The sequence below is a fragment of the Butyrivibrio hungatei DSM 14810 genome (assembly GCF_900143205.1).
GTDB lineage: Bacteria > Bacillota > Clostridia > Lachnospirales > Lachnospiraceae > Butyrivibrio > Butyrivibrio hungatei.
Map to the genome: position 1 here is coordinate 1 of NZ_FRDH01000011.1, position 25627 is coordinate 25627.

At 40.5% G+C, this 25627-nt stretch carries 21 protein-coding genes, 3 tRNA genes and 1 rRNA gene; 23 read left to right on the forward strand and 2 right to left on the reverse strand.

The window, feature by feature from the left end; translation table 11 throughout:
- From BUA02_RS12380 to BUA02_RS12405, 6 genes are all read left to right on the forward strand, one after another.
- Positions 1 to 224, forward strand: a 23S ribosomal RNA gene (locus BUA02_RS12380); the annotation flags it as partial.
- A gap of 109 nt (positions 225 to 333) precedes the next feature.
- Positions 334 to 406 (forward strand) — tRNA-Asn (locus tag BUA02_RS12385).
- A 31-nt stretch (positions 407 to 437) separates the two neighbouring features.
- Positions 438 to 509, forward strand: a tRNA-Glu gene (locus tag BUA02_RS12390).
- 9 nt (positions 510 to 518) lie between these two features.
- Positions 519 to 589 (forward strand) — tRNA-Cys (locus tag BUA02_RS12395).
- Positions 590 to 693: 104 nt separating this feature from the next.
- Positions 694 to 1698, forward strand: a complete 1005-nt coding sequence (locus BUA02_RS12400) for a hypothetical protein (protein ID WP_072704642.1) — start codon at positions 694 to 696, stop codon at positions 1696 to 1698.
- A 22-nt stretch (positions 1699 to 1720) separates the two neighbouring features.
- The gene (locus BUA02_RS12405; protein ID WP_072704645.1) at positions 1721 to 2629 is read left to right on the forward strand and encodes a S1 RNA-binding domain-containing protein; all 909 of its coding nucleotides are present in this window, start codon (positions 1721 to 1723) and stop codon (positions 2627 to 2629) included.
- Between the two features lie 70 nt (positions 2630 to 2699).
- Here BUA02_RS12405 and gnpA read toward each other — a convergent pair whose 3' ends face one another.
- Together gnpA and BUA02_RS12415 are read right to left on the reverse strand one after the other, a co-directional pair.
- Positions 2700 to 4868: a 1,3-beta-galactosyl-N-acetylhexosamine phosphorylase gene (gene gnpA / locus BUA02_RS12410; protein ID WP_072704648.1), complete on the reverse strand. Its 2169-nt coding sequence runs from the start codon at positions 4866 to 4868 to the stop codon at positions 2700 to 2702.
- Between the two features lie 30 nt (positions 4869 to 4898).
- Positions 4899 to 5948, reverse strand: coding sequence for a glycoside hydrolase family 88/105 protein (locus BUA02_RS12415; RefSeq protein WP_072704651.1), 1050 nt, complete (start codon positions 5946 to 5948; stop codon positions 4899 to 4901).
- Positions 5949 to 6118: 170 nt separating this feature from the next.
- Between BUA02_RS12415 and BUA02_RS12420 the strand changes: the two genes are divergently transcribed.
- From BUA02_RS12420 to rplI, 17 genes are all read left to right on the forward strand, one after another.
- Entirely contained in the window at positions 6119 to 7078 is a 960-nt protein-coding gene (locus tag BUA02_RS12420; protein WP_072704654.1) for an AraC family transcriptional regulator, read from the forward strand.
- A 248-nt stretch (positions 7079 to 7326) separates the two neighbouring features.
- A complete protein-coding gene (locus BUA02_RS12425) occupies positions 7327 to 8277 on the forward strand; it encodes an ABC transporter permease (RefSeq protein WP_072704656.1) in 951 nt (316 codons plus the stop codon).
- A 13-nt stretch (positions 8278 to 8290) separates the two neighbouring features.
- Positions 8291 to 9220 carry a carbohydrate ABC transporter permease gene (locus BUA02_RS12430; protein ID WP_083572762.1) on the forward strand — a complete coding sequence of 310 codons (930 nt, stop codon included), beginning with the start codon at positions 8291 to 8293 and terminating at the stop codon, positions 9218 to 9220.
- Between the two features lie 132 nt (positions 9221 to 9352).
- Positions 9353 to 11065, forward strand: a complete 1713-nt coding sequence (locus BUA02_RS12435; protein ID WP_072704659.1) for an extracellular solute-binding protein — start codon at positions 9353 to 9355, stop codon at positions 11063 to 11065.
- Positions 11066 to 11183: 118 nt separating this feature from the next.
- On the forward strand, positions 11184 to 11942 hold the full coding sequence (locus BUA02_RS12440; RefSeq protein ID WP_072704662.1) for an NAD-dependent protein deacylase: 759 nt from the start codon (positions 11184 to 11186) through the stop codon (positions 11940 to 11942).
- A 3-nt stretch (positions 11943 to 11945) separates the two neighbouring features.
- On the forward strand, positions 11946 to 12119 hold the full coding sequence (locus tag BUA02_RS12445; RefSeq protein ID WP_072704666.1) for a DUF951 domain-containing protein: 174 nt from the start codon (positions 11946 to 11948) through the stop codon (positions 12117 to 12119).
- 105 nt (positions 12120 to 12224) lie between these two features.
- Positions 12225 to 12512 (forward strand): 30S ribosomal protein S6, encoded by a 288-nt coding sequence (rpsF, locus tag BUA02_RS12450; RefSeq protein WP_022775257.1) that lies wholly within the window; start codon positions 12225 to 12227, stop codon positions 12510 to 12512.
- Positions 12513 to 12531: 19 nt separating this feature from the next.
- Complete coding sequence (locus BUA02_RS12455; protein WP_072704669.1) at positions 12532 to 12987, forward strand: single-stranded DNA-binding protein; 456 nt, start codon at positions 12532 to 12534, stop codon at positions 12985 to 12987.
- 17 nt (positions 12988 to 13004) lie between these two features.
- On the forward strand, positions 13005 to 13268 hold the full coding sequence (rpsR, locus tag BUA02_RS12460) for a 30S ribosomal protein S18 (protein ID WP_072704672.1): 264 nt from the start codon (positions 13005 to 13007) through the stop codon (positions 13266 to 13268).
- 141 nt (positions 13269 to 13409) lie between these two features.
- Entirely contained in the window at positions 13410 to 15218 is a 1809-nt protein-coding gene (locus BUA02_RS12465) for a sensor histidine kinase (protein WP_072704675.1), read from the forward strand.
- Entirely contained in the window at positions 15193 to 16296 is a 1104-nt protein-coding gene (locus BUA02_RS12470; protein ID WP_072704678.1) for a response regulator transcription factor, read from the forward strand. The genes BUA02_RS12465 and BUA02_RS12470 overlap by 26 nt, the downstream gene beginning before the upstream one ends.
- Before the next feature lie 140 nt (positions 16297 to 16436).
- Positions 16437 to 18143, forward strand: coding sequence for a type 2 periplasmic-binding domain-containing protein (locus tag BUA02_RS12475; RefSeq protein WP_072704681.1), 1707 nt, complete (start codon positions 16437 to 16439; stop codon positions 18141 to 18143).
- Positions 18144 to 18323: 180 nt separating this feature from the next.
- Complete coding sequence (locus BUA02_RS12480; RefSeq protein WP_071177156.1) at positions 18324 to 19265, forward strand: ABC transporter permease; 942 nt, start codon at positions 18324 to 18326, stop codon at positions 19263 to 19265.
- A gap of 15 nt (positions 19266 to 19280) precedes the next feature.
- Positions 19281 to 20180: a carbohydrate ABC transporter permease gene (locus tag BUA02_RS12485; protein ID WP_071177155.1), complete on the forward strand. Its 900-nt coding sequence runs from the start codon at positions 19281 to 19283 to the stop codon at positions 20178 to 20180.
- A 138-nt stretch (positions 20181 to 20318) separates the two neighbouring features.
- On the forward strand, positions 20319 to 23063 hold the full coding sequence (locus BUA02_RS12490) for a SpaA isopeptide-forming pilin-related protein (protein WP_072704684.1): 2745 nt from the start codon (positions 20319 to 20321) through the stop codon (positions 23061 to 23063).
- 59 nt (positions 23064 to 23122) lie between these two features.
- Positions 23123 to 25174, forward strand: a complete 2052-nt coding sequence (locus BUA02_RS12495; protein ID WP_072704687.1) for a DHH family phosphoesterase — start codon at positions 23123 to 23125, stop codon at positions 25172 to 25174.
- A 3-nt stretch (positions 25175 to 25177) separates the two neighbouring features.
- Entirely contained in the window at positions 25178 to 25624 is a 447-nt protein-coding gene (rplI, locus tag BUA02_RS12500) for a 50S ribosomal protein L9 (protein ID WP_071177152.1), read from the forward strand.
- The last annotated feature ends 3 nt before the right edge of the window (positions 25625 to 25627 follow it).

A 25627-nucleotide genomic window follows, 5' to 3' on the forward strand; every position in this document is an offset into this window, starting at 1 on the left:
CGGACCGCTGGTGTATCAGCTGCATCGCCAGATGCATAAGGCTGGGTAGCCACGTCCGGAAGGGATAAACGCTGAAGGCATCTAAGCGTGAAGCCCCCCTCAAGATGAGATATCCCTGCTTCGGCAGTAAGACCCCTTGGAGAGTACGAGGTTAGATAGGCACAAGGTGTAAGCATGGTAACGTGTTCAGCTGATGTGTACTAATAGGTCGAGGGCTTATCCAAAACGCAAGTATAGGAAAATGGATTTAGATATCAGTGTTCGGTTTTGAAGGTACAAAGCAAAAGGACCATGCAGTAGCATGGCATTTTGTATATATAGTATCTTTAATAATCCTCCTTAGCTCAGTCGGTAGAGCATTCGGCTGTTAACCGAAGTGTCGTTGGTTCGAGTCCGACAGGGGGAGCTAAAAAAAGACTGTTACTACGGTCTGATACGGCTCCGTGGTCAAGCGGTCAAGACATCGCCCTTTCACGGCGGTAACACGAGTTCGATTCTCGTCGGAGTCATTTTAATATGGTGACATAGCCAAGCGGTAAGGCATAGGTCTGCAACACCTTGAGCGGCGGTTCAAATCCGCCTGTCACCTCTATAAAATCTGTAAGCATATCGCTTACAGATTTTTTTTATTCAATAGGAATATCATTAATGGGGAGATGTTGTATTAATAACGCTTATATTAAGGAGAGTATGATGAAAAGAAGAATTGCAATGATCTTAGCTGCCAGCCTGATGTTAGTAGGTTGTGGTAGCAACGAAGCAAAAGAAATCGATAAGGAGATAACTGGAAGACAGTCAAGTACTGAAGAAACTTCACTAGAAGCTACAACATCTGATGCCACTGAAGAAGTAAGTGAAGTAGAAGAAGATAAAGATAAAGAAGTACCAGCTGTAGATCTGTTATATAACTTTCTTGGAGTAGATGGAAAGACTGCTTCCGCAGTGTCTGATGTAGAGATATCAGTTGATTCCTACGATGGCGAGCACTACTTTGATTATAAAGTAGGTGAAGAAATATCATTGGAAGAAATAAAGACTAGCATCAGCAAGAGCGGATGGGGAGATGAAATGAAACTCTCATATACATTCTTTTATCAAGATAAAAAGAGCCCAATATTAGCGGTTCTTGTCCCAGATAATCCAAATTATAGAGATGAGAATAACTGTCTTTTGTTCTTTGCTGTAAAGGATAGAGAAGTGCATTTGGTTTCATACAAGGATACAATGTGCGATGAGTATACATATGGATATGTTGGTCAGGGAGGGCTTCTTTCTTATAAGTCTCAACCACTTGGACGTAGTAGCGGAAACCTTTTGATAAATAAAACTTATATTGTTGATAAAGATGGACAGATAGTAGATCTTTTCAATGAAACAATGGCAGTAGCAAGTGAAGCAGAATACATGGGAGATGACCACAGGGCTTTTGCTATATTTGCTGAAATGTATGCGGATGGCAATTGGTCGTATGTTTCTGTTCTTGAATGTGGATCAAATAAATACTATGTACTATATTCTGATGGCAGTGATACTGATCTTGACGCAAGATTTATTGAAGCTTGTGACAAAGAGGGTATTAAGGTTTATAATAGGGATGAGTTATTGCCTATTTTAAATGGCTATATTCAGGAACTTGGCTATGAGGAAGATATTACTGATCTTGATAATAAAGTAGCTAAGTGGAATGACCTAGACTAAAAAAGTACTTGGGGAGGATATCATGGCAGAAGAAACAATGAATGACTTTAAAGATGAGATCGACAGATCTTTTCGTAAGATCAAAGAGGGTGACATACTCGAGGGAACAGTTATTGATGTAAAAGATACTGAAGTAGTACTTGATCTTAAGTATTACACCCAGGGTATCATCAGAGCTGAGGATTTGAGTGATGATCCAAAGTTCAGTATACACAGAGATATTCATGTTGGGGATGAGATTTCTGCAACAGTAGTAAGTACAGATGATGGATATGGAAACATTCTTTTATCAAAGAAGGAAGCCAATCAGATAGTTGCATGGGATAAGTTAAAAGAACTTATGAACTCCGGGGAGTATGTAGATGTTAAGATATCAGAGGCTGTAAAAAGCGGATGTGTTGCTTTCCTTGAGGGAATCAGAGGTTTTATTCCCGCTTCAAAGCTTGACCTTAATTATGTAGAAGAAAGTGATCTTGATTCATTTGTTGGTAAGACATTGAAAGTTAAGGTAATTACTGCAGATGAAGAGAATAGAAAGCTCGTACTTTCTGGAAGAGAATTCCTGAAAGAACAGGCAGATGCCAAGAGAGCAGAGATGATATCAAATGTTGAAGTAGGACTTGTAACAGAGGGTGTTGTAGAAAGCCTTCAAAATTATGGAGCATTTGTAAACCTTGGAAATGGAATGACAGGACTTGTCCACATTTCTCAGATCTGTAACCAGAGAATTGCACATCCTTCTTCAGTGTTAAAGGTTGGCCAGAAGGTAAAAGTAAAGGTCACTGCTATCAAAGATGGCAAGTTGAGCCTTAGTATGAAAGCATTGGAAGAAATTGCTGCAACTGAGATAACAGAAGAAAAGATAGAGTTTGAGAGTGATGGAGAAGCTACAACATCACTTGGAGATCTTCTAAAAAAAGCAGGATTCTGATATAAAAAAGACGGTGATCATTCACCGTCTTTTTTTACACACACACTATGAAAAGGAACAGCTAAGAATATTATAGCTGAATTATAACTGTATCGAATGGTGCTACGTTCTCAAACTTCTTATCACCAAATTCCGTCTTTACTGTTGTGCTCTGCACAGCATCTGAGTTATTGATAACAATAAGTCTCTTGTCTGCAGGGTAGAATGCACATTCCATATTTGAGTTATCAGTTATGTATTTCTGAGCTAATGGCATATTAGCAGCATACATAAGTATGTTTAAAAGGAGTCTGTTGTTTAAAACATTAGTTTCAAATGTGGATAAGTATATGCCTTTTCCCTTGCCGATGTGGTTAACTGTGAAAAGAGGATTTCCGTCTTTTTCAGCAAGTACTTTAGCATTTCCATCAGTTAAATGAACATGGCATCTTTCTGGAACGAAGCTTCCTTCAGGAATAAGTCCTTCAACTTCTGTTTTATCAAATGCCCATTTTCCATGACATACATAAGGTGAAGTGTTCTTGTCTACGCCAAGGACAGGAGCCATTCTAAAGGTTGTATTATAGCCATCAACAGCAGAAGGTTCGTTAACACCGATAAATGTTCCGCCATCGTATACCCATTTAGTAAGAACTGCTACTATTGAATCGTCTTTCCAATTATCTCCACCGCTCCATGCAGTGCCCTGTGCACCAGCATTGATGATCACCTGATATTTTGATAGATCAGTAGTCTTTACATCTTCAAAGCTGATAAATGACACATTAACAGGAAGTCCGGAAAGAGCTTCGTTGATATGGATCAGATCATTCATGAAAGTTTCATGGAAGTGTCCGCTAAGTGTCCAGCTTCTTAAACTTCCCCAACTGTGAAGAACAGCAACGTTAACATCTAATGTATAAGGTGAACCATTTGTATGAAGATCTCTTATTGTTCTGAACTCATCAGAAATCTTTGCAATGTAATCAACAAAGTCTGGATAGTTTTCAACAAGGTGAAGGTATCCTCCAAGACCAATCCTGTCGATCTTTGCTCTTAAAAGAGCTCTTCTAGTATGATTCCAATATTCTTTTGCATCTCTAGTTGGATCTCCGCCAGGAGCGAAGGTTGGAAGTCCACCAAGTCCAACAGGGAAAAGGTATGGATGTAATCTAAGTTCGTGGGTTTCGATATCAGCGCCAGCACAAAGTCTTACTTCGTAGCCGGAGAATACGCATTTGATAAGTCCGTCAAAATTAAAGTCCTTAAATCTCTTGCTGTAAGGCTCTACACCAATCCAGCTGTCATCGTAGAATACATAAGCTTTTTTTCCATACTCATGAACCATGTCTACAAGCTTACGACCAAATTCAACTACGAAAGAATTTACGAAATCCATGTAATCGAGCTGAGTCTTAACAGGTGGCTGATGAGTTACATGAAGTGCACCCTTGTTAATGAAATCTTCAGCAGTAAGTTTGTAACCATAACGCTCAGCAAAGTTATCAAGCATCTTTGGACTTACTGTGAAATCATATGAACCCCAGTCTGTAAAAAGATTTCTGTTTCTTTCGCTGCTTCCCCAGATCCAAACAAAGTTGTAAAACATTGAAGTGAAACGTACAACTGTAGTTGCAGGATGTGTTTCACACCAGTTTTTAAGCCAGGAGAGCATGTACTCCTGAGTCTCAGGATAAACAGGATCGATAGGCATCAAATGCTCTTTATCCCAGTTATTTGTGGTGTGGTTGTACATGGAAATTTCTTCCCATATTCTGTAAGCAAGGAAACTTACAGTATAGCTGTGATAAGGTATTACGTTGTTAACAATGACATTTCCAGCTTCTTTTTCATAAGTCCAAAAGTTATTGCTGATCTCCTGACCAGTAGTGCGGTCAAAGACCTGCCAGTACTTCATTGACTCTTTGCTATCGTTTACCACGAACTGCTGATCAAAAAAGTCATCAATAAGATGAAAGATAACGTATGAATCATCAGCTACTTTAGGCTGTGTCATAAGAAAAGACTGCTGAAGCTTGTCCTTATTTGCATTGGCCCATTCATTGTGGTCTCTTATGATACAGATTGTTGAATAAATGCCATAACCTGAATCCAAGATCTCATCTGAGAGAACTGTTCCGTCACTATCTCTGATAACGTCAGCTCCCCATTTGTCAGCAAGCTCCAAAGTGAGCTTTTCGTAACCTGATTCACCAGGAAGAGTGAATCCTCCTTTGGAATGCTTTGAATCTAAACTCATAATTTATTAAACCCCCAAGTAGTTGATTGATTATAGTGCACCATCACTACGAACTTTGTCATAATTAAGTACTCCAGAAAGATAAGCAAGTGCAAGTCCCTGGCCCCAGCCCTGGATCCACTCTCTGGAAATGTTTCTGTAACCATCTCTGTCTTTCATGACTGCTGTTCCGCCTGAAACGTTGAGAACACGACCGTCTTCAGAAATGTTATCAAGAATGCCAACAGTAGCTTTGTTGATATATTTGATGTGAAGAGGATTGCCCTTGTTGATCATTGCAGCAGCAATACCGCAAGAAGCGGAAATTTCTTCATAAGAATCTGGATCATCGAGAATAGTTCTGAATAATCCGTTTTCTGTCTGCAGCAGCTTGATAGAGGCAAGCTGTTCATTTAAAGAACCAACAATATCAAGGAACTTTGGATATAAGTAGCATTCAGGAAGAATGCGTCCTACCTCAGACATTGTGTAGGCAGCCCATGCGTTGGCTCTTCCCCAATAGAAGCCAGACATGTGGTCTTTTGTAATGTTGTTGTATCCATGATAGAAAAGACCTGAAGCAGGATCCTGGAGATATTTGATGTGCCAGTAATACTGGTTTAATGCATCGTCAATGAGCTTTTCATCCTTTAAAAGTACTCCGGCTCTTAAAAGGAAAAATGCTGCCATGAAAAGTGTGTCTGCCCAGCACTGCTCAGGGAAATCATTGTTAACTGAAACAGTATGCTGAAGAACATTGTCGCCAAAACGAAGAGCTTCGTTCTCAAGGTAGTCGATCTTGCTTTTTGCAATATCAAGATACTTTTCATCATTTGTATATTCATATAATGTGAGCATAGCGTGTCCCATGGCACAAGTGTTGACTGTCCATGATGGAAGGCCAAGCTCTATATATTCATCAACTCTTTCTTTTAAGAGTTCAATATATTCCTTTTTACCTGTAGCAAGATAAGCCTCGCATACACCATAATAAGCAACGCCTCCTGGCCAATCCCAGGTAAGATCCATACGCATGGTTCTCTTTACGATGGAATCAATTGCGTTTTCGATTTCTTTTTTGTCATAAATAAGATTTGCCATAATACTTCCTTTTCTGCAAAAACATAGTATTTTGAGCAAATTATATTAGTTGATGGTTGAAAAGTCTATTCAAGTAGATGAAAAAACTATGCAATTTCAACTATTTGAGTTAAAATAAGTCATCGAAGTTAATGGACGAAATACTAAATTATTTTATAAAGGATAAATTTATGTCAAAGCCCAAGAAAACTGTCATAGAATATCGTAACTATGAGCTTCCGCTCAATTTTCCAATTCTTCTTTTGACTGGAGACAGGTGGCATATTTCCGATGTAAAGTCTGGAAAACTTCATTTCCATAATTGTCTTGAGATTGGGATCTGTCACAGTGACAGCGGAATGATCGAATTTGATAATGATCCTGTACCATTTAAGGAAGGGGATATGACCTTTATATCTCGAAATGTTCCTCATACAACCTATAGTACTAAAGGACAGGCAAGCCTTTGGTCTTACATTTTTTTGCAGCCTGATGAAATGCTAAAAGGGGACTTTGGAGGGGCTTCACCATATGCAAATGTCTTTGAAGATATGATGCAGAATTCCCAGATCATAATAAATAGGAGGGAATATCCGGAGATATACTTCCTCATCAGAGCCATTATGGAAGAACTTGAAAAGAAGGAAATGAACTACCAGTTGTCTGTGAAAGGCCTGCTTCTGGCACTTTTCATGAAGCTCATGAGAATATATAATGCCACAAATGACAAGAATAAAGATGACAAAGAACCCCATGAAAATGCCATTGTTATTGCGCCGGCGCTTGACTATATCAAGGAAAATTACATGTTCAATTTTCCTATAGAGGACCTGGCAGACATGTGCCACCTGAGCCAGACTCATTTTAGAAGGGTGTTTGGAGAGATCATGAACACTAGTCCGCTTAGCTATCTCAATACCACGAGGATCTTACAGTCATGCATATTGCTTAGGACAACGGAAGAGTCAATCCTTACAATATCCGAGAGAGTAGGCTTTAGATCGGTATCAAGCTACAACCGGCATTTCTCAGAGATCATGGGCACACAACCTAGTGAATGGAGACACAGAATGGCCAAGGTTGATAAGTCTTCAATTCTTGAATATACCGGCTGGATGCAGGCTCAGAACCTGACAGAACCACAAAAATAAGTGAATATGAGCAAAAAAGAGTGGGTAACCACTCTTTTTTATTTGCCTAAAATAAACTGACGGTATTTAGAACAACACCATTTGTACAATATGCACAAAAGCAAGTGTCTCGTTTTATGTATAAGAGACATATCGAACTATAAAAAAGCAAATAAATGGTTGATATTGCAAAGCTTTTTTAACTAAGTGATTAGATGCGCATACTAAATTATTTTAGGATTGTTTTATCAAAGGGGAGGAGCAATATTATGAGTAATGTTCAGAAAAAAAATAAGGGGAGTATCTCGCGCTCTTCTTGGAAAAACAGCCTAAAGCGCGATTGGCAACTATATCTTCTTTTGCTTATTCCACTTGCTTTGGTAATCATATTTAGCTATGGTGCTTATCCAGGACTTCGAATGGCATTCATGGATTATAAGCCTGCTAAAGGATTTTCAGGAAGTAAATGGGTAGGCCTTGGAACATTCAGAAAGATCTTTAAAGATGCTGATTTCACAAGAGCTCTTAGAAATTCAATTGCATTTAACATACTTGATCTTTTAGTTGGTTTCCCAATGCCAATTATTTTGGCACTTATACTTAATGAGCTGAGATATCAAAAGTTTAAAAAGGTTTCTCAGACAATTTTATATCTTCCACATTTCCTTTCATGGGCAATCATCGGTAGCGTAGCACTTACAATGTTCAAGCCTTCTAGTGGACTTGTAAACGTAGCACTCATGAATGCAGGAATCATAGACAGTGGAATACCATTTCTTAATGAAAAATGGCACTGGGCAGTAACGTACCTTCTCATCGGAGTATGGCAGGGTATGGGATGGGGAACGATCCTCTATTTAGCAGCTATCACCGGAATCAGCGGTGAGCAGTATGAAGCAGCTATGATCGATGGAGCCAACCGCTGGCAGAGAATGGTCAACATCACACTTCCGGGTATCAGAAGTACTATCGTAACACTCCTTATTATGAACCTTGGCCGAGTAATGGGTAGTAACCTTGAGAGACTTACAGCTCTTGGAAATACTCAGGTAAAAGAGTTCCAGTATCAGCTGGCAATCTACATCTTCAATAAAGGTCTTGAGAATAATAAGTTCAGTCAGGCAACAGCAGTTGGTTTGTTCCAGTCAGCTATAGGCGTTTTGTTAGTTCTTTTATCTGACAGGATAGCCAAGAAGCTTGGCGATGATGGCTTGCTATAGGAGGTTGTTACAAATGCTTAGAAATAATAAAGCAAAGAGTGAAGAAAGCTATTCAGCTGGCGGAGCTCATGCAGTTATAGGATTTAAGATCAGCGACGCGATCATGATGCTGGTCATCATACTTCTTTGCGCTACATGTGTACTTCCATTTATCCATGTTGCAGCAAAATCAATATCAGGAAATACAGCAGTAATGTCACAGTCAGTATATTTCTGGCCAAAAGATATTACACTTGATGCATTCAAAAGAGTACTTGCAGATCCAACAATGAGTCATTCAATGATCTTCTCAGTATGGATCACACTTTTATTTACATTCCTTGGAATGATCGTTTGTACATGCGCAGCTTACCCTCTTTCCAAAAAGAGACTTAAAGGCCGCCCAGTACTTACATTCCTGCTAATGGTACCTATGTATTTCACAGCCGGAATCATTCCTTCATACATTTTGTATTACCAGCTGCATATCCTTGATACATTTTGGGTTTTGATATTACCACTTATTTATTCACCATATAACATGCTCATCATGAAGAACTATTTTGCATCAACTATTCCAGATAGTTTGGAAGAGTCAGCATTCCTTGATGGAGCAACAAACTTCCAGATTCTTTGGAAAATAGTTCTTCCGCTTTCAAAACCTATTTTGGCTACACTTTCACTGTTCTACGCAGTAGGACGTTGGAATTCTTATGCGGACAACATGTACTATACAAGATCTGCCGACCTTAAGATGATGCAGTACAAGCTTTATCAGTTAGTTGCATCTGCTACAGAGGCTCAGACAGCGTCACTTGCAGATACAGGTGGAGTAACACAGTCAACACCAGAAGTACTTCAGGCTGCATGTATCATGTTCGTAACAATACCTATTATTATCATCTACCCATTCCTTCAGAAGTACTTCGTACAAGGAACAATGGTAGGAGCAGTAAAAGGCTGAGAGCACTTAACGAGCTGAAAGCGAGTTTAGTGCGAACGTGTTCTGGCGAGCGAAGCGAGAGCAGAACTTCATTATGAATGAAACCTCAAATCGAGGTTCAGATATTTTCTTATATGTAAAAGGAGGATTACGATGAAAAAGAAGGTTTTAGCTGCATTACTTAGCGCAAGCATGGTAATGGGAATAGCAGCGTGTGGACAGAACAATGCACCTGCTACAACAGAAGACAACACTGAAACTCAGGAAACTGAGGCTGAGGCAGAAGCTACTACTTCAGAGGAGACTTCTGATGTAACAGCTGGTATTGATGGATGGGAGCCATTCTCAGACCCGGTAACTCTTAGAGTAGCTGTATACGACAGAGGTGATAACGGCAATGGATGCTCTGACGTAGAGAACAACTACTGGACAAAGTGGGTTCAGGAGAATTTCGGTGACAAGTACAACATCAATGTTGAATATGTAGGAATCACACGTTCAGACGTTATGACTGACTATGCAATGCTTGCTTCAACAGGCGAACTTCCAACTCTTTGCATGGAGTACGACTATGATAAGCTTGCAACATGGGTATCTGATGGATATTTACAGCCATACGATGTTGATCAGTTCAAGACAATTGCTCCTACATACTTCCAGAACATGGTAGATAACGGACTTACAAACTACATCCAGATGCAGGGTGACAACTATCTTGTAGTTGGTAACAGACCATATGGTGCTTCAACTTACACATACTGCACATGGTACAGACAGGACTGGCTTGAAGAGGCTGGATACACAGAGCTTCCTACAAAGAACTCAGAGCTCCTTGAGCTTTATGCTAAGCTTGTAGAGAACGGACATGAGTATCCTCTTTCAGGATCAAAGGTTTCAGGTGCTGGTGTAGACCAGAACTACAGCTACAGAGATTATCCACAGGATGAAGTAACATGGGCTACAACAGGTGACTATCAGATTCCTGCTCTTTCAACAGAGGCTCAGAAGAGATTCCTTAAATGGCAGAACGAGCTTTACAATGATGGTTACATCAACCCTGAGTATTACTTAAGAGCTCAGTCAGATGTAGAAGCTGACTTCATCAATGGTAAGGCATTCCAGTGGTCAGGTTATGTTTCATCAACAATGAACGTACTTAATTCTCTTTATGAGAACGAGCCAGATGCTAAGCTTGCAGTTGCAGTTTGCCCATCAGAGTTCATTCAGGATGAGACATGGGGCAACAGCAATGCATATCGTCCAGGCGGTAACATCGGTGCTATGATCGGTTTCGCAAACAACGCTACAGAAGATGAAGTTAAGGCTGGTATGATGTACCTTGAGTGGATGGCTCAGCCAGAAAACCTCTTCACAATGCAGTGGGGTATCGAAGGTAAGAACTTCAACTTCGAAAACGGTAAGCCAGTTGCAGTTGGTGATCAGTCAGGTCTTGAAGAGCAGCAGGGTCACAACAACAACGTTGACTATTGGATGGTTGTAACAGCTATCAAGGTTCTTGGAAACATCGAAGACGATATCGCAGCAATCAATCCTCAGGGACTTCCTCAGGACTTCTACGATCAGATCCTTGCTAACTACAACGGACAGATGGCTATCTACAATGCTGGTAAGTGCAATGTTGACTGTATGTTTGGTGCAGCTCTTGAGTCTGTAACAGAGTATGGTAACACACTTAAGGAAGAGCTCTACCCAGAGTATCGTGATCAGCTTGTAATGTGCAAGCCAGAAGAGTTTGATGCTCTTTACGATGAGCTTTCACAGAAGTATCTTGATGCAGGATACCAGGAGATCATTGATGAGAGACAGCAGCTCTTTAATGATGGTCTTTCAACAAGACTTCAGTAATAAATAATCTTTTAGATGCAAAAGTGCCGCTTGGGAAACCGGGCGGCACTTTTTGTATACAGAAGTTCTCATGAATGTATTATAATAGGAAAAGAAGTTTTGACGGAAAGGGGGACTTATGGAGGAAGAAGTAAAAAAATTCATAGAATGGATGGATGATTCAAAAAACATTGTATTCTTTGGCGGAGCAGGCGTTTCTACAGAGAGTGGTATTCCTGATTTTAGAAGCAAAGATGGACTGTACAATCAGCACGATATCAGATTTGACAAATATCAGCCGGAATATCTTTTGAGTCATAGCTGTCTTATTTATGAACCAAAGGTTTATTATGAGTTCCATAGACAGAAGATGGACACTCGTGATATTGAACCAAACAATGCTCACAAGTATCTTGCAGCGCTGGAAGAGACTGGGAAGCTAAAGGGGATAGTAACTCAGAACATCGATGGACTCCATCAGAAGGCTGGAAGCAAGGCCGTATATGAGATCCATGGAAGCGCGCTCAGGAACTATTGCATGAGCTGTGGCAAAGAATATCCTGACGATTATATTTTTGAATCTGATGAGCCGATTCCAAAGTGCTCATGCGGTGGAACCATCAGACCAGATATCACTCTATACGAAGAGGGGCTTCCAGAAGATCAGGTCAGTGGGGCAATAGATGCTATTTCTAAGGCAGATATGCTCATAATTGGTGGTACGTCACTTACAGTTTACCCTGCAGCTTCATTTATCAACTATTTTAGAGGCAGGTACCTCGTAATAATCAATGAGAGTGATATTCCTGTTAAAAGAGCTGAGAACACTCTTATAATTAAAGAAAAAATCGGGAAAGTATTTACCGAAGTAGCAAAGTTACAAGGAATAACATTATAAAGAATGGATATTCAAGTAGGAAATATAGTTAAATTAAAGAAACAACATCCTTGCGGAAGCTTTGAATGGGAGGTTTTGCGCGTTGGAGCCGACTTTAGACTCAAATGTACAGGCTGCGGGCACCAGATCATGATTCCTAGAAAAAACTTGGAAAAAAGTGTTAAGGGGATACGATAAAAAGCTTGCAATTATCACGTGGATATGATAACATACCATTCTGTGATAAATTCCTTGCTGCCTGACTGATACGGGTAGCCAGAGACCAAAAGGAGGTAACAAAGCATGAACAAATACGAATTAGCCGTTGTTGTTAGTGCAAAGATCGAAGACGATGCCAGAACAGCAGTCATCGAGAAAGTTAAGAAGACTATCGAGAAGCATGGTGGTCAGATTACTAATGTCGATGATTGGGGAAAGAAGAAGCTCGCTTATGAGATCGAGAAAATGACAGAAGGCTTCTACTATTTCATCCAGTTCGACGGTGAGCCAACTGCACCAGCAGAGATCGAAGCTCGCATGAGAATCATGGACGGCGTCATCAGATATTTATGCGTTAAGAACGAGGCTTAAATAGAAGAGGACGAAAAATATGAATAAAGTTATACTATGTGGACGTTTAACAAGAGACCCTGAAGTAAGATATTCACAGGGAGAGAATTCAATGGCAATCGCAAGATACACTCTTGCAGTTGACAGAAGAGTTAACAGAAGCAATCAGCAGGATGGACAGACAGCAGATTTCATTGGAATCGTAGCTTTCGGTAAGTCAGGTGAGTTTGCAGAGAAGTATCTCAAGAAGGGCACTAAGGTTATCGTAACAGGACGTATCCAGACTGGTAGCTATACCAACAAGGATGGCGTTAAAGTATACACAACTGACGTAGTTGCAGAGGATCAGGAATTTGCAGAATCCAAGAATTCATCTGCTGGTAACGGCGGAAACTTTGGTGGATCTGCTCCATCAAATGAGCCTGCACCTTCTGCAGCAGGGGATGGCTTCATGAACATTCCAGACGGAATTGACGAGGAGCTTCCTTTCAATTAATTAGGAGGTAAAATAACATGGCTTTCACAAAGTCTGAGAAGTCCGATGCTCCTGTAAGGAGAAAGGGCGGAATGCACAGAAGAAAGAAAGTTTGCGTATTCTGTGGCAAGGATAATGTAATCGATTATAAGGATACAGCTAAGCTTAAGAAGTTCGTTTCTGAGAGCGGCAAGATTCTTCCTAGAAGAATCACAGGAAACTGCGCTAAGCACCAGAGAGAGCTTACATCAGCTATCAAGAGAGCAAGACATCTTGCTATGATGCCATACGTAGCTGAGTAATTCAGTTATCCTATAAAGATAATAAATAGGACACTTTTTAGAAGAAATTCTAGAAAGTGTCTTTTTTTGTGTGTTAAAATAGTTGCTGTAAATGGGGAGTATGGCAAAAGTAATGCCTGGCAAGGCATAGGGGACTAAAATATGCATTCTAAAAAGATTACTGACTATATTTATGGATTGCTCAATGGCTTAAGTATCAGAAATAAGCTGATATTAGTTTATGTGATATGCATGGTGATACCGCTTATATTAACTGACAGTATTGTATTTGGACTCCTGGAGCACTATGAGAAAAGAGAAGAGGAGTACCGAATGAGAAGCGTGGCAGACTCAGTAAGGTACTTGGTCAATAGCTCTTTTGACGAAGCAGTTACAGCAATCAATAAGATATATCTGGATGAAGACGTCTATAAATTCCTGGATGATGATTTTGAATCAGAGTATGACTTCTTTGAAAAAAGACTGAAGATCATTGATAGTAAGATCAAGCCGCTTGATGGTGGTAAAGAATCTGTTCTTAGTAGCATCATTCTCTGTAGTGACAATCCGGGAATAGTCAACGGTGGAAATTTCTGTAACATCAAAGATATTAAGTACATTAAATGGGGAGATCTTTTGGCATCCAAAAACTCGATAATAGTCTTTTTCTATTATCCAGATGATGCTATCAAAAATATATCCAATAAAAAGAAAGTGGCAGTCATACGAATGCTGGACAATTATTCCTGGTACGATAGGGATATGATGGTGTATGTGGACCTTGATTTTAGCGTACTTCAGCGCAAGATGAAAGCCATGACATATGAGTATTCTGTATATCTGTGCGAAGGTGACAGAATATTGTTATCAAGTCCGCTCCAGAAAAGTATCAATGTGGATTATGAGACTTTGGGCGATGATGTCAACATTGGACTTGAAGTACCGTGGGATATATACGGCAGAAACTTAAGAATCATCGTATCAGGAAACGGAACAAGCTTTAAAAAGGTGTTTAATGATCATGCTTCTTTGATAGTACTGCTCATAATATTTAACCTCCTGGCGCCTATTATAGTGATCTGGTTTATCAACAGATCTTTTGCTGTGAGACTTTATAGAATTTCAAAGGCCTTTGATGAAGCGGATATTGATAATAACAAAGGAATTGATGAGGAAAATCCTGGCGATGACGAGATAGGCCTTTTGATAAGAGGGTATAACCGAATGGTCGAGAGACTGAATACCCTTATAAGGACCAATTATACCGCCAAGCTGGAACGACAGGAAATTGAACTTGCAAGGCAGAACGCTGAGCTTTCGGCACTTCATTCCCAGATCAATCCGCATTTCTTGTTCAATATGCTTGAAAACATAAGGATGCGAAGTGTAATAAAGAGTGAAAGAGAGACCGCTTCCATGATTGAGAAGCTTGCGGTCCTCATAAGGCAGAATGTAAGCTGGTCTACAGATAGATCTACGATAGAAGATGAAGTAAATTTCATAAAGTCATATCTTGAGCTTCAAAAGTATCGATTTGGAGAAAAGCTTAAATTTGATATCAGCTTAAGAGAAGACTGCAAGGACTTCCTGGTGCCAAAGCTCACACTGGTAACGTTCGTTGAGAATTCTTGTGTGCATGGTATGGAAGGAAAAACTGCGGCCTGCTACATATATGTGAGGGTATATAGAAATGAAGATAAACTTGTCATGGAGATAGAGGATACCGGAAGCGGAATGCTTGATGAAGATGTTGTGTATCTTAATGACAGGATGAATAATTGCACTTTTGAAGATGTAAAGAAAGGCTCTCATGTCGGTATTTTGAATGCATGTTTAAGACTTCGCATGAGTACAGACAATGCGGCTGTCTTTAGTCTTGAAAGTGAGAAAGGCGTTGGAACTTATATCACCATAACAGTTCCCACAGACAGGCTGAAAATAAGCGATGATAAGAGTGATGCTGGTAGATGATGAACCATTCATTTTGGAAGGATTATCAGTTCTCATTGATTGGGAAAAATACGGCTGTATGATAGTTGCCAAGGCTTCCAATGGCGAAGAGGCTTTTGAGTATCTAAAGCAGGGCGATATAGACCTTGTGATCACAGATATCAAGATGCCAGTAATGACAGGCATTGAGCTGTTACAAACGGCCCGCGAGGAAGGATTATCCTCTGCTTATTTTGTGATATTAAGTGGTTACAATGACTTTCAGTATGCGCAGACGGCTATTAAATACGAGGCTCTCGACTATCTGCTAAAGCCAGTAAGTGCCGATGGACTCATAGAGGTTATTGAAAAGGTTAAGAATAAGAAAAAAGCTACCCAGGGCGGAGATCTTGCAGATTATGAGAAGAAAGATAAGTCCGAGGCTGCAACAGCTCTTTTTAAGGATGAACTTGATGGAATAATATCAGGAATAGAGCACAATGACAAAGATGTGATCAACAAGAATATTGACGAGCTCTTTATAAAAATGGGCGGAGATGGAACAGCTCTTTCTAAAAAAGCTCTTGATGTGAACAAGAACTACCTTGTTTTCAGGCTTCTTCACTTGGCTGTAGAGCTTGATAAGAGCATTGACCAGGAAGTTGTCATGATGTACATCTCGGATAATATCTTAATGAGTGGCACAGAAATGGGAACTATACTTCACTTAAAACAGTTTGCCAGTGAATATGCGGGGTATCTGGCAAGCCTTCGAGGCACAGTTTCAAAGGGCGTTCTTCATGACATAGAAAAAGAACTTGATGTCAATTATGCACAGAATATAACGCTTAAGGATTTTGCAGCAAAATACTATGTGAACAGTTCTTATTTGGGACAGCTATTTCGTAAGCAATATGGTATGTCTTTTAGAGAATATCTGAACATGGTCAGAATAAATAAGGCAGCTACTATGCTTATCAAGACTGATGAAAAGATAGGCTGCATAGCTGAAGAGGTTGGATATCACGATACTGACTATTTTATCAATAAATTTATATCAATTAAAGGCTGTACACCGTCAAAATACAGAAAAAATGGAAATGGTCAGACAGAAGAATAAATTGACAGGACAAATCACTAGAATTTGTCCTGTTATCTTTTTGACTTTGTAGGGGGAAAAGAAAAGGAGTCGGTATTAGACTAAAAAGTAACAGATGGTATGCCCTTTATGGGGGGCAAATAAAAAATGGGAGGATTACAATGAAATTCAAAAAAGCAGCATCACTATTGTTGAGTGTCTTGATGATGGCATCTGTTGTCGCAGGTTGTGGCAACGCATCAGAAGGCACAACATCAGGTGGAGACACAACAGCATCAACAGAGACTGGCAGTGATTCAACTGATGCAGGATCAGGCGATGTAACTGAGTTTACAATGTTCATCACAATGCCTGGATCAGAGATCAATGACGACAACGAGATCGCTCAGATGATCGCAGACAAGTATGGGGTTAAGGTAAAAGAAACATGGCTTACAGGCCAGACAGCATCAGAGGCTACAGGTACACTTATTGCAGGCGGCGAGTATCCTGATTTCATCGACTCAGACGAAATGAATCTTCTTATCGACGCAGATGCACTGGTTCCTCTTGATGATTACATCGATAAGTATCCTGAGTTCAAGAATGCGTGGTTCACAGAAGAAGAGTGGGAGAAATTCCGTCAGCCAGATGGACATATCTACTGGATCAACCCATTCGGAAACACAAAGGGTGAATCAAAGCAGACAACTCACAATGATGAAGCATTCTGGATCCAGGTAAGAGTTCTTGAGTGGGCTGGATATCCTAAGATTGAGACATTAGACCAGTACTTCCAGCTTCTTGAAGACTACATTGCAGCTAATCCAACAATGGATGATGGAACAGAAAACATTGCATATACTATCCTTTGCGAAGACTGGAGATATTTCTGTCTTGAGAATGCAGGACAGTTCCTTGCAGGATATCCAAATGATGGTTCTGTAATCGTTGATAAGACAGATATGACAATCAAGGATTACAACACATCAGAGGATACAATCGCATATTTCAAGAAGCTCAACGAAGAGTACAACAAGGGCTTTGTAGATCCTGAATCATTTACACAGACATATGATGAGTACATCGCTAAGCTTTCAACTGGACGTGTTCTTGGTATGGTTGACCAGTGGTGGGATTTTGCTAACACAGTTAACGATTCATACAAGCAGACAGGCCTTGATGCTAAGGGATGCAACTATGTACCTTTAGGACTTACAACAAAGGCTGGCATGGAAAACAGATGGCATACATATGATGACACAGTAAACCAGGCTTCTGGTATCGCTATCACAAAGGATTGTAAGGATCCTGAAAAGGCATTTAAGTTCATCGTTGATTGCGCTATGGATCAGGAACTTCATGATCTCAGATTCTGGGGTGTTGAAGGCGTAGATTACCAGGTTGATGACAACGGATTATACTATCGTACAGATGAGCAGAGATTACAGTGGGCAGATACTTCTTATCAGGCTTCTCACAGATGCCAGTATTCATACTTCCCACAGTGGGGTGGAACATCTGATGATGGAAAGAACGCTAACAAGCCAGAAGAACAGCCTTCAGAGTTTATGATCGATATGGCAGCTCCTCTTAAGGCATGCTTCGATGCTTATGGAGTAACAACATATCCTCAGATGATCAATTCTGTAGTAGAGACAAACGGACCTTGGTTCCCAATGTATTCATACTCAAACAACTTCACAACAGAGACACCTGGTGGTGTAGCTTGGGCTAAGATGGGTGAGTGCAAACACGAGTGGCTTCCAAAGGTTGTTATGGCTAAGGACTTCGAGCAGGGATGGGCTGAGTACATGGATGCATACAATGCATGTAAGCCAGAGGACTTCCTTGGAGAGATGCAGGAAATTCTTGATACATTTAAGTAATCACTTGACGAGGTATTTTCGAGTCTAGTGTACTACTTAGTTCGATCGAGCGATAGCGAGAGTCGAACTTCCTTGTGTAGGATCATTAAAAGGCAGCAACTGCGCCACAGACAATGTTGCTGCCTTTTTCTTAAGAAAAACAGTTAAATTCCTTGAGAAAAGAGCAATAGGAGAGAGTTTATGGCCCGCAATAAAACGCATAAAAAAATGGATATGAAGGCCACACTTAAAGAGATGAAGCGCCAGAGCTTTCTGATGGTTGTATCGCTCGCTGTTGTTGTGTACGGTATCATATTCTACTACTGGCCTTTGACTGGCTGGATCATGGCTTTTCAGAATTATAAGCCAAAGAATGGACTACTTGGATCCAAATTTGTTGGACTGGATAAGTTTAGATTCTTATTTGAAGATGAAGTATTTATCAAAGTCATCAGAAATACCTTTGCAATGGGTGTTATCAACCTCGTTGCTACAACCATAATGGCAGTTCTTTTTGCAATTATATTAAATGAAGTTAGGAAGGCATGGATCAAAAAGCCTATTCAGACAATATCATATCTTCCACATTTCCTTTCATGGATCGTTGTTACCAGTATTCTTCATGTATCATTGTCATCAACAGGTATTGTAAACGATCTGCTCATGAGATTTGGAATTATTGATCAGGCAATCAACTTTTTTGCCCATCCTAAATATTTCTGGCCAATCGTAGCATTTGCTCACTGCTGGAAAGAGACAGGATGGAATGCAATAATCTATCTGGCAGCCATCACAGCTATCGATCCTTCGTTGTATGAAGCGGCTTCTATCGATGGCGCAGACAGATTACAAAAGATAAAATATATTACGTTCCCAGGCATCAAGCCAACATTTATGATCCTTCTTCTCATGAATGTAGGTAACGTATTAAATGCAGGTTTTGAAGTTCAGTATTTGCTTGGAAACGGACTCGTACAGTCAGTATCGCAGACAATCGATATTTACGTTCTGAAGTGGGGTATTTCACAGAACGATTACTCTCTTGGTACAGCTGCAGGATTGTTTAAGAGCGCTGTAAGTATTGCGATCATCGTTATAGCCAACGCCATAGCCAAGAAATACAGCGAGCAGAGACTATTCTAAAGGAGGGGCGAGACGATGAATGAGAATGAATACAAAGTAAGAAAACCTGTCAGCGACGTCATATTCGAGATATTTGTCGTATTGTTCCTGGCTATTTTCGTAGTAGTAACACTATACCCTGTTCTTAATACAGTAGCGCTGTCATTTAATGATGGTATCGATGCTGTAAGAGGAGGAATTTATTTAATACCACGTAAGTTTTCTATGAAGAACTACCAGACAGTATTTGCAATGCAGAACATCTGGGTTGGCGCTAAGATCACAGTACTTAGAACAGTGATCGCTACCGTTACATCTCTTTTTGCAAATGCCCTTCTTGCATTTGTGGTTAGTAGAAAGAGATTCCTGTTTAAGTCACAGCTTTCTCTGTTTTGGGTTATAACAATGTATGTAAATGGTGGAATGATTCCTGTCTTTCTGTTGTACAAAAACCTTGGCCTTACCGGAACATTCCATGTATACTGGATTCCTGGAATGATCAGTGCATTCAACATGCTGGTTATGAGAACCTACATGGAAGGAATTCCAGAGAGCTTGGAGGAATCAGCACAGCTTGATGGTGCAGGATATTGGGTAATATTCAAGGACATCATTTCACCTCTTAGTAAGCCTGTATATGCTACAGTAGCTCTTTTCATTGCTGTATGGCAGTGGAATTCATGGTTCGATGCAATGCTCTATAACCGTATGAAGACTGAATATACAACACTTCAGTACGAGCTTATGAAGCTTCTTTCATCAGTAATGCAGCAGAGTGGTAGTGCAGAAAATGCTAAGAATGGTGCGAACACCATTACACCTATCACTATCCGTGCAGCAGTTACAGTTGCAACCATGCTACCTATCGTATGTTTGTACCCGTTCCTGCAAAGATACTTCGTTACAGGTCTTACCATTGGTGGTGTAAAAGAATAATGAATAGCAAAAAGACACTTTTGTAATTATCTAAAAAAGTGTCTTTTTTTATTGCAAATTTGCACATATAGCGTTATGGCGTTAAAATATATACATGATATTGTGTTTTGTTTTAGACAATATATATTGCGAGGCGCTATGGGGGAAAAGAAACGTAGGCTAAAAAGCCTTTTACTTATCATATTTCTATTGATATCGTCATGCTTTGGGCTTGATAGGGGAAGTGTCACCGTTTTTGCAGCTACCGTAACCGTTACTGGTTCTGGGGATGCGGATACTGACACAGATGCGTTAAAAAATGCCATCACAAACGCAAGCTCTGGCGATACCATCAGCATTTCTGGCACTCTTTTAATCAATGACATTATAACTATATCAGGAAAAGAGCTGACATTTTCGGGTGGAACTTTGTCTGGAGACATAGATGGTGACAGCGCTCATAGTACTGGAGATACCCCGAGGTTATTTAGGATCAGCGGAAGTGGTACAGAGGTTACCTTTAGTGGTGTTACTGTGGAATATTTTGATTGCACAAAATCTGGAGACGCCAATAACTATGAATATTCTCCAATTGAGATAAAAGATAGTGCGAAAGTTACAGTAACTAGCGGAACTTTCCAGTATAACATCGGTGGAGAAGGCGGCGTTATGCATGTCTATGACAGCGCTGAACTAGAGATCAAAGGTGGAATCTTCCAATACAATAAAGCGGAGAATGGCGGTGCCATTTTATCTGGCAAATGGACAAATTTTAACGTTACTGATCCATCTCAGACACTTCCAGGAAAGCTGACAATTACTGGAGGAACATTTTCAAATAATATGGCGGGTATATCCAACGAAAGTGCAGATGGTATAGATGAAGGAGGCTTTAGACCAATCACTGATGTTGGCAATCATGTGAGTTTTGGAGGCGGCGCCATCTGGACAAATGGCGGTCTTGTGATTGCTGGCGGGGAATTTATGAATAATAAAGCCATTAGAAGCTTTGGTGGAGCAATATTCATAAATCATGGTGAGGATAATAAGATCTTCAAAGGCTCTTTTCATGATAATATAGCATACAAGCTGGGCGGCGCTATATATTCTGAAGAAAACTCTAATACATATTTTGGAAAGACAGCTGTATATGGTAATAACGCGGGACATTTTGGAGGAGGCCTGTGGCTGTGCCCATCCGGAATAGGTGATTTCAACACTCTTGGATTTGCGGCTATATTCGGAAATGACGCAGATTTATCCCATGATGGAAACCTTAATTCCTCGCAGGATGGTTATGTGCATCCAGACTGGTTCCCTGCTTCTGATGCTACAGAGCCAGAGCAGGAGCATATTGGAGGGGCTGCCGGCGATGACTTTGCCATTATGTACCCCAACAAACCGACAGGCTCAGCAAAATCCAGTATCCGACTTGCTTCTCAGTGGTTTAGCTACACAAAAGCTTACTGGAAGGATGATGGAAGACCTACAAATGCTGCTTCTGGATACTATTACAAAGGAGCCAACTCGCAGACAGGTGGAAATTTCCTGAGTGGATTCGAAGTTGAAACCGGAACCATAAGTCCAGCCTTTGAAACAGATGGAGAAGACCAGCTCTTTAAACCGGGAGGATCCGGTACAGACTACGCTCTGGCGTTAAAAGCCTATGGTTCAAGCAGCTGGGATGATTTTTCAAGTGCTGATAAGAATCAGGCAATTAATGGTGCAAACCTTAAAATCTACAATAATACCGCCTATTGGTCTGGAGGAGGAGTTGGAAGCGATGGAACAGTTACGTTCCAGCAGTTTGGTATTCTTTCCTGGAGAAAGAGGAAAGGCGTAGCCAACTATGACGCTCTGACCGGAAGCTCCTGGGAACTGACATTTCCAGATGGAAAGACCTATATCATCAATGATAATTCATCAGATGATGACAATACATACAAGCCGGACAGTGATAGTACTGATGGTATTTTTCAAGTAAAGGGACTTCCAGCCGGAAACTACAAGCTTAAAGAAAAAACTGCTCCTACAGGATATCTTTTAAATCCACATGAATACACGGCAACTATTACTGATGAACAGGCTTTTGGTATGCCTGAAGTAACGGTATATATCGGTGATACATCGGATGGTAGTATTTATGACTACGAAGCACCGTCTGTGCAAGTAGAGCTATATAAAAAGTTAAGTGATCCTACACTTGTAGTTGATTCCTATGACTTTACCATAACTGGTGTAAGTGCGCTGGATTCATCAGGAAATCCGGTAAAAGATACTGCGGGTAATGAGATTGCGATCCCTATGCCGACACCTGTTACTGAATCAAGTACCACAGCTCCAGCGGGAGGACAGGGATATGTTATATTTGGAGCTATATCTTTTATCTACCCGGGAACCTATACATATACAATAACTGAGGATGTTGATACAACCAAAAAGGTCACAGTAGTAATAACAGTTGCCTATGATGATCCATCAAGACACGGCAAATTAAATGCAACTGTGAGATATAACGGGTCAACGGCAATCGCCACCATAGTAAATGGCGAGACACCACCAACGCCGCCAACACCGCCAAATCCACCGGATAATCCGCCTGACAATCCACCGGATAATCCACCAGATAGTCCACCAGATAATCCACCAGATAGTCCGCCCGATACACCACCAACACCACCAGGAACGCCGCCAGGCACTCCTCCCGGAACTCCACCGGGTACACCTCCTGATGGCGAGGAATTTGAAGAGGTTGATGCCTACGAATTCTCCCGTGGCGCAGCAGTTGGAAGAGACAGAAATACTGGCGATAGATTGAAACTTGAGCTTTGTTACAGAGGACTTGTGATAATTGCTGCAGGATGCTTTCTTGCATTTATCATAAAAAGAGATAATGCTAACTGACTTGGCACTGTGGTATACTATACAGTGAAATGTCTAATTATGAAAAGAAGGTTGATTTCATGGCAAATAAGTCCAGAGTTAAATTAAAGGGAAAGCTGAAGACATACCTCACTATATTCACAATATTAGGTGTTCTTCTGATCTTCATAAATATAGGAATATTTACAGTGAACTTCACAGCTGGTTTGGTGCTCCTTGCTTTTACAGCACTTTACTTTGTGGCTGTAGTTTATCTGAATTTCTATAACAGGCCTATCATCATGAATGAGCTTGTTAGCTTTGCTACGCAGTATGGACAGATCCAGAAAAAGCTTTTAAGGGAGCTTGATCTTGCCCATGCAGTTCTTGATGATACTGGCAAGGTTGTGTGGTCTAACATAGCCTTTGAAAGAATAGTCCATCAGGAAAAAGGTTTTAAAAAGAATATCACAGCTCTTTTCCCAAGTATTACTCAGGATAAGTTCCCAGAAGGATATGATGAAGTATCCTATGAGATCGACTATGAGGAAAATAATTACACTCTCAAGATGAAGAGAATATCTCTTCAGGAGATGGCTAATAACAGCGATATCATCGATGCTGACGGTTATGAGGGCAGTCTTATTGCGGTATATCTTTTTGATGAGACTGCACTTAAGCTTGCTATTCAGGAAGTAGATAACCAGTCACTGGCAGCAGGCCTTATCTACCTTGATAACTATGAAGAAGCCCTTGATAGTGTTGAGGAAGTAAGAAGATCTCTTTTGACTGCTCTTATTGATAGAAAGATCAATAAGTATATTGCCGGATGTAATGGTATTGCCAAGAAGATCGAGAAAGATAAGTACTTTGTTGTAATGCCAAAGAAGTCATGCGAGATGCTCAGAGAGCAGAGATTTGACCTTCTTGAAGATGTTAAGACTGTTAATATCGGTAATGAGATGGCAGTCACCCTCAGTATAGGTATTGGACTTAATGGCCTTTCCTATGCTCAGAACTATGAATTTGCCAGAAACGCCATTGATCTTGCTCTTGGACGAGGCGGAGATCAGGCTGTTGTTAAGAGCGCTGAGAATATTTCATATTATGGTGGTAAGAGTCAGCAGGTTGAAAAGAGTACACGAGTTAAGGCACGAGTTAAGGCTCATGCCCTTCGTGAGATCATTTCAGGCAAGGATTCAGTTATCGTAATGGGTCATAGACTGGGCGATGTAGATAGCTTTGGCGCTTCTGTTGGTATTTACAGGATTGCCAAAACCCTGGATAGAAAGTGCCATATCGTACTTAATGACGTTACAACTTCTATGCAGCCACTTGTTGAACTGTTCAAGAATAATCCGGAATATGAGGACGATATGATCATCAACAACCAGCAGGCGATCGACATTGCTGGTAATAATACAGTTCTGGTAGTGGTTGATGTTAACAAGCCAACTATCACAGAATGTCCTGAGCTTCTTAGATTCTGTAAGACTATTGTGGTACTTGATCACCACAGAGCTGGAACAGAGGTTATCGAGAATGCCACACTTTCATATGTTGAGCCTTATGCTTCATCTGCATGTGAGATGGTTTCTGAGATCCTTCAGTACATTGGTGAGAACGTCAAGATCAAGAATGAAGAGGCAGATTCACTCTACTCAGGTATGATCGTAGATACACAGAACTTTATGAACAAGACTGGTGTCAGAACCTTTGAGGCAGCAGCATTCCTTCGTAGAAATGGTGCTGATGTTACAAGAGTACGTAAGCTCTTTAGAGAGGATGCCAACGAATACAAGGCTAAAGCTGATGCAGTCAGCCAGGCTGAGGTTTACCAAAACAGATATGCTATTTCAGTACTCATAAATGATGATATACAGAGTCCTACTATAATAGGAGCTCAGGCTGCCAATGAACTTTTGAACATCAAAGGTGTAAGAGCAAGCTTTGTATGTACAGAGTACCAGAATCAGGTATATGTAAGTGCCAGATCCATTGATGAAGTCAATGTTCAAGTCGTAATGGAAAGACTTGGCGGCGGCGGACATATGAGTTCAGCCGGATGTCAGATGGAAGGCATGTCAGCTGCAGAGGCAGTTGAAGTTGTTAAAAAGACGATCGATCAGATGACCGAAGAAGGAGAGCTTTAATAGATGCAGGTAATATTATTAGAAGACGTAAAGAGCCTTGGTAAAAAAGGCGAAGTAGTAAAAGTAAGTGATGGTTATGCCAAGAACTATGTTCTTCCAAAGAACCTTGGCGTAGAAGCTACTCAGAAGAATTTAAACGAGCTCAAGAATCAGCAAAAGAGAGATTCTATCGTAGCCAAGCAGCAGCTTGATGAAGCTAAGGCATATGGTGAGAAGATTGCAAAAGAGACTGTACAGCTTACAATGAAAGCTGGAGAGGGCGGAAGAGTTTTTGGATCAGTATCATCCAAGGAAATCGTTACAGCAGCCAAGCAGCAGTTCGGATTTGATATCGACAAAAAGAAATTACAGATGCCTGAACCAATAAAGGCATTCGGAACATATGAGATTCCAGTTAAGTTACACCCACAGGTTACTACTACATTAAAGGTAAGTGTAAAGGAACAGTAAAAA

Bases quoted from the DNA above. Each gene is read 5' to 3' on its own strand.
- BUA02_RS12400 (WP_072704642.1), top strand. From the start codon at position 694: ATGAAAAGAAGAATTGCAATGATCTTAGCTGCCAGCCTGATGTTAGTA.
- BUA02_RS12405 (WP_072704645.1), top strand. From the start codon at position 1,721: ATGGCAGAAGAAACAATGAATGACTTTAAAGATGAGATCGACAGATCT.
- gnpA (WP_072704648.1), bottom strand. From the start codon at position 4,868: ATGAGTTTAGATTCAAAGCATTCCAAAGGAGGATTCACTCTTCCTGGT.
- BUA02_RS12415 (WP_072704651.1), bottom strand. From the start codon at position 5,948: ATGGCAAATCTTATTTATGACAAAAAAGAAATCGAAAACGCAATTGAT.
- BUA02_RS12420 (WP_072704654.1), top strand. From the start codon at position 6,119: ATGTCAAAGCCCAAGAAAACTGTCATAGAATATCGTAACTATGAGCTT.
- BUA02_RS12425 (WP_072704656.1), top strand. From the start codon at position 7,327: ATGAGTAATGTTCAGAAAAAAAATAAGGGGAGTATCTCGCGCTCTTCT.
- BUA02_RS12430 (WP_083572762.1), top strand. From the start codon at position 8,291: ATGCTTAGAAATAATAAAGCAAAGAGTGAAGAAAGCTATTCAGCTGGC.
- BUA02_RS12435 (WP_072704659.1), top strand. From the start codon at position 9,353: ATGAAAAAGAAGGTTTTAGCTGCATTACTTAGCGCAAGCATGGTAATG.
- BUA02_RS12440 (WP_072704662.1), top strand. From the start codon at position 11,184: ATGGAGGAAGAAGTAAAAAAATTCATAGAATGGATGGATGATTCAAAA.
- BUA02_RS12445 (WP_072704666.1), top strand. From the start codon at position 11,946: ATGGATATTCAAGTAGGAAATATAGTTAAATTAAAGAAACAACATCCT.
- rpsF (WP_022775257.1), top strand. From the start codon at position 12,225: ATGAACAAATACGAATTAGCCGTTGTTGTTAGTGCAAAGATCGAAGAC.
- BUA02_RS12455 (WP_072704669.1), top strand. From the start codon at position 12,532: ATGAATAAAGTTATACTATGTGGACGTTTAACAAGAGACCCTGAAGTA.
- rpsR (WP_072704672.1), top strand. From the start codon at position 13,005: ATGGCTTTCACAAAGTCTGAGAAGTCCGATGCTCCTGTAAGGAGAAAG.
- BUA02_RS12465 (WP_072704675.1), top strand. From the start codon at position 13,410: ATGCATTCTAAAAAGATTACTGACTATATTTATGGATTGCTCAATGGC.
- BUA02_RS12470 (WP_072704678.1), top strand. From the start codon at position 15,193: ATGATAAGAGTGATGCTGGTAGATGATGAACCATTCATTTTGGAAGGA.
- BUA02_RS12475 (WP_072704681.1), top strand. From the start codon at position 16,437: ATGAAATTCAAAAAAGCAGCATCACTATTGTTGAGTGTCTTGATGATG.
- BUA02_RS12480 (WP_071177156.1), top strand. From the start codon at position 18,324: ATGGCCCGCAATAAAACGCATAAAAAAATGGATATGAAGGCCACACTT.
- BUA02_RS12485 (WP_071177155.1), top strand. From the start codon at position 19,281: ATGAATGAGAATGAATACAAAGTAAGAAAACCTGTCAGCGACGTCATA.
- BUA02_RS12490 (WP_072704684.1), top strand. From the start codon at position 20,319: ATGGGGGAAAAGAAACGTAGGCTAAAAAGCCTTTTACTTATCATATTT.
- BUA02_RS12495 (WP_072704687.1), top strand. From the start codon at position 23,123: ATGGCAAATAAGTCCAGAGTTAAATTAAAGGGAAAGCTGAAGACATAC.
- rplI (WP_071177152.1), top strand. From the start codon at position 25,178: ATGCAGGTAATATTATTAGAAGACGTAAAGAGCCTTGGTAAAAAAGGC.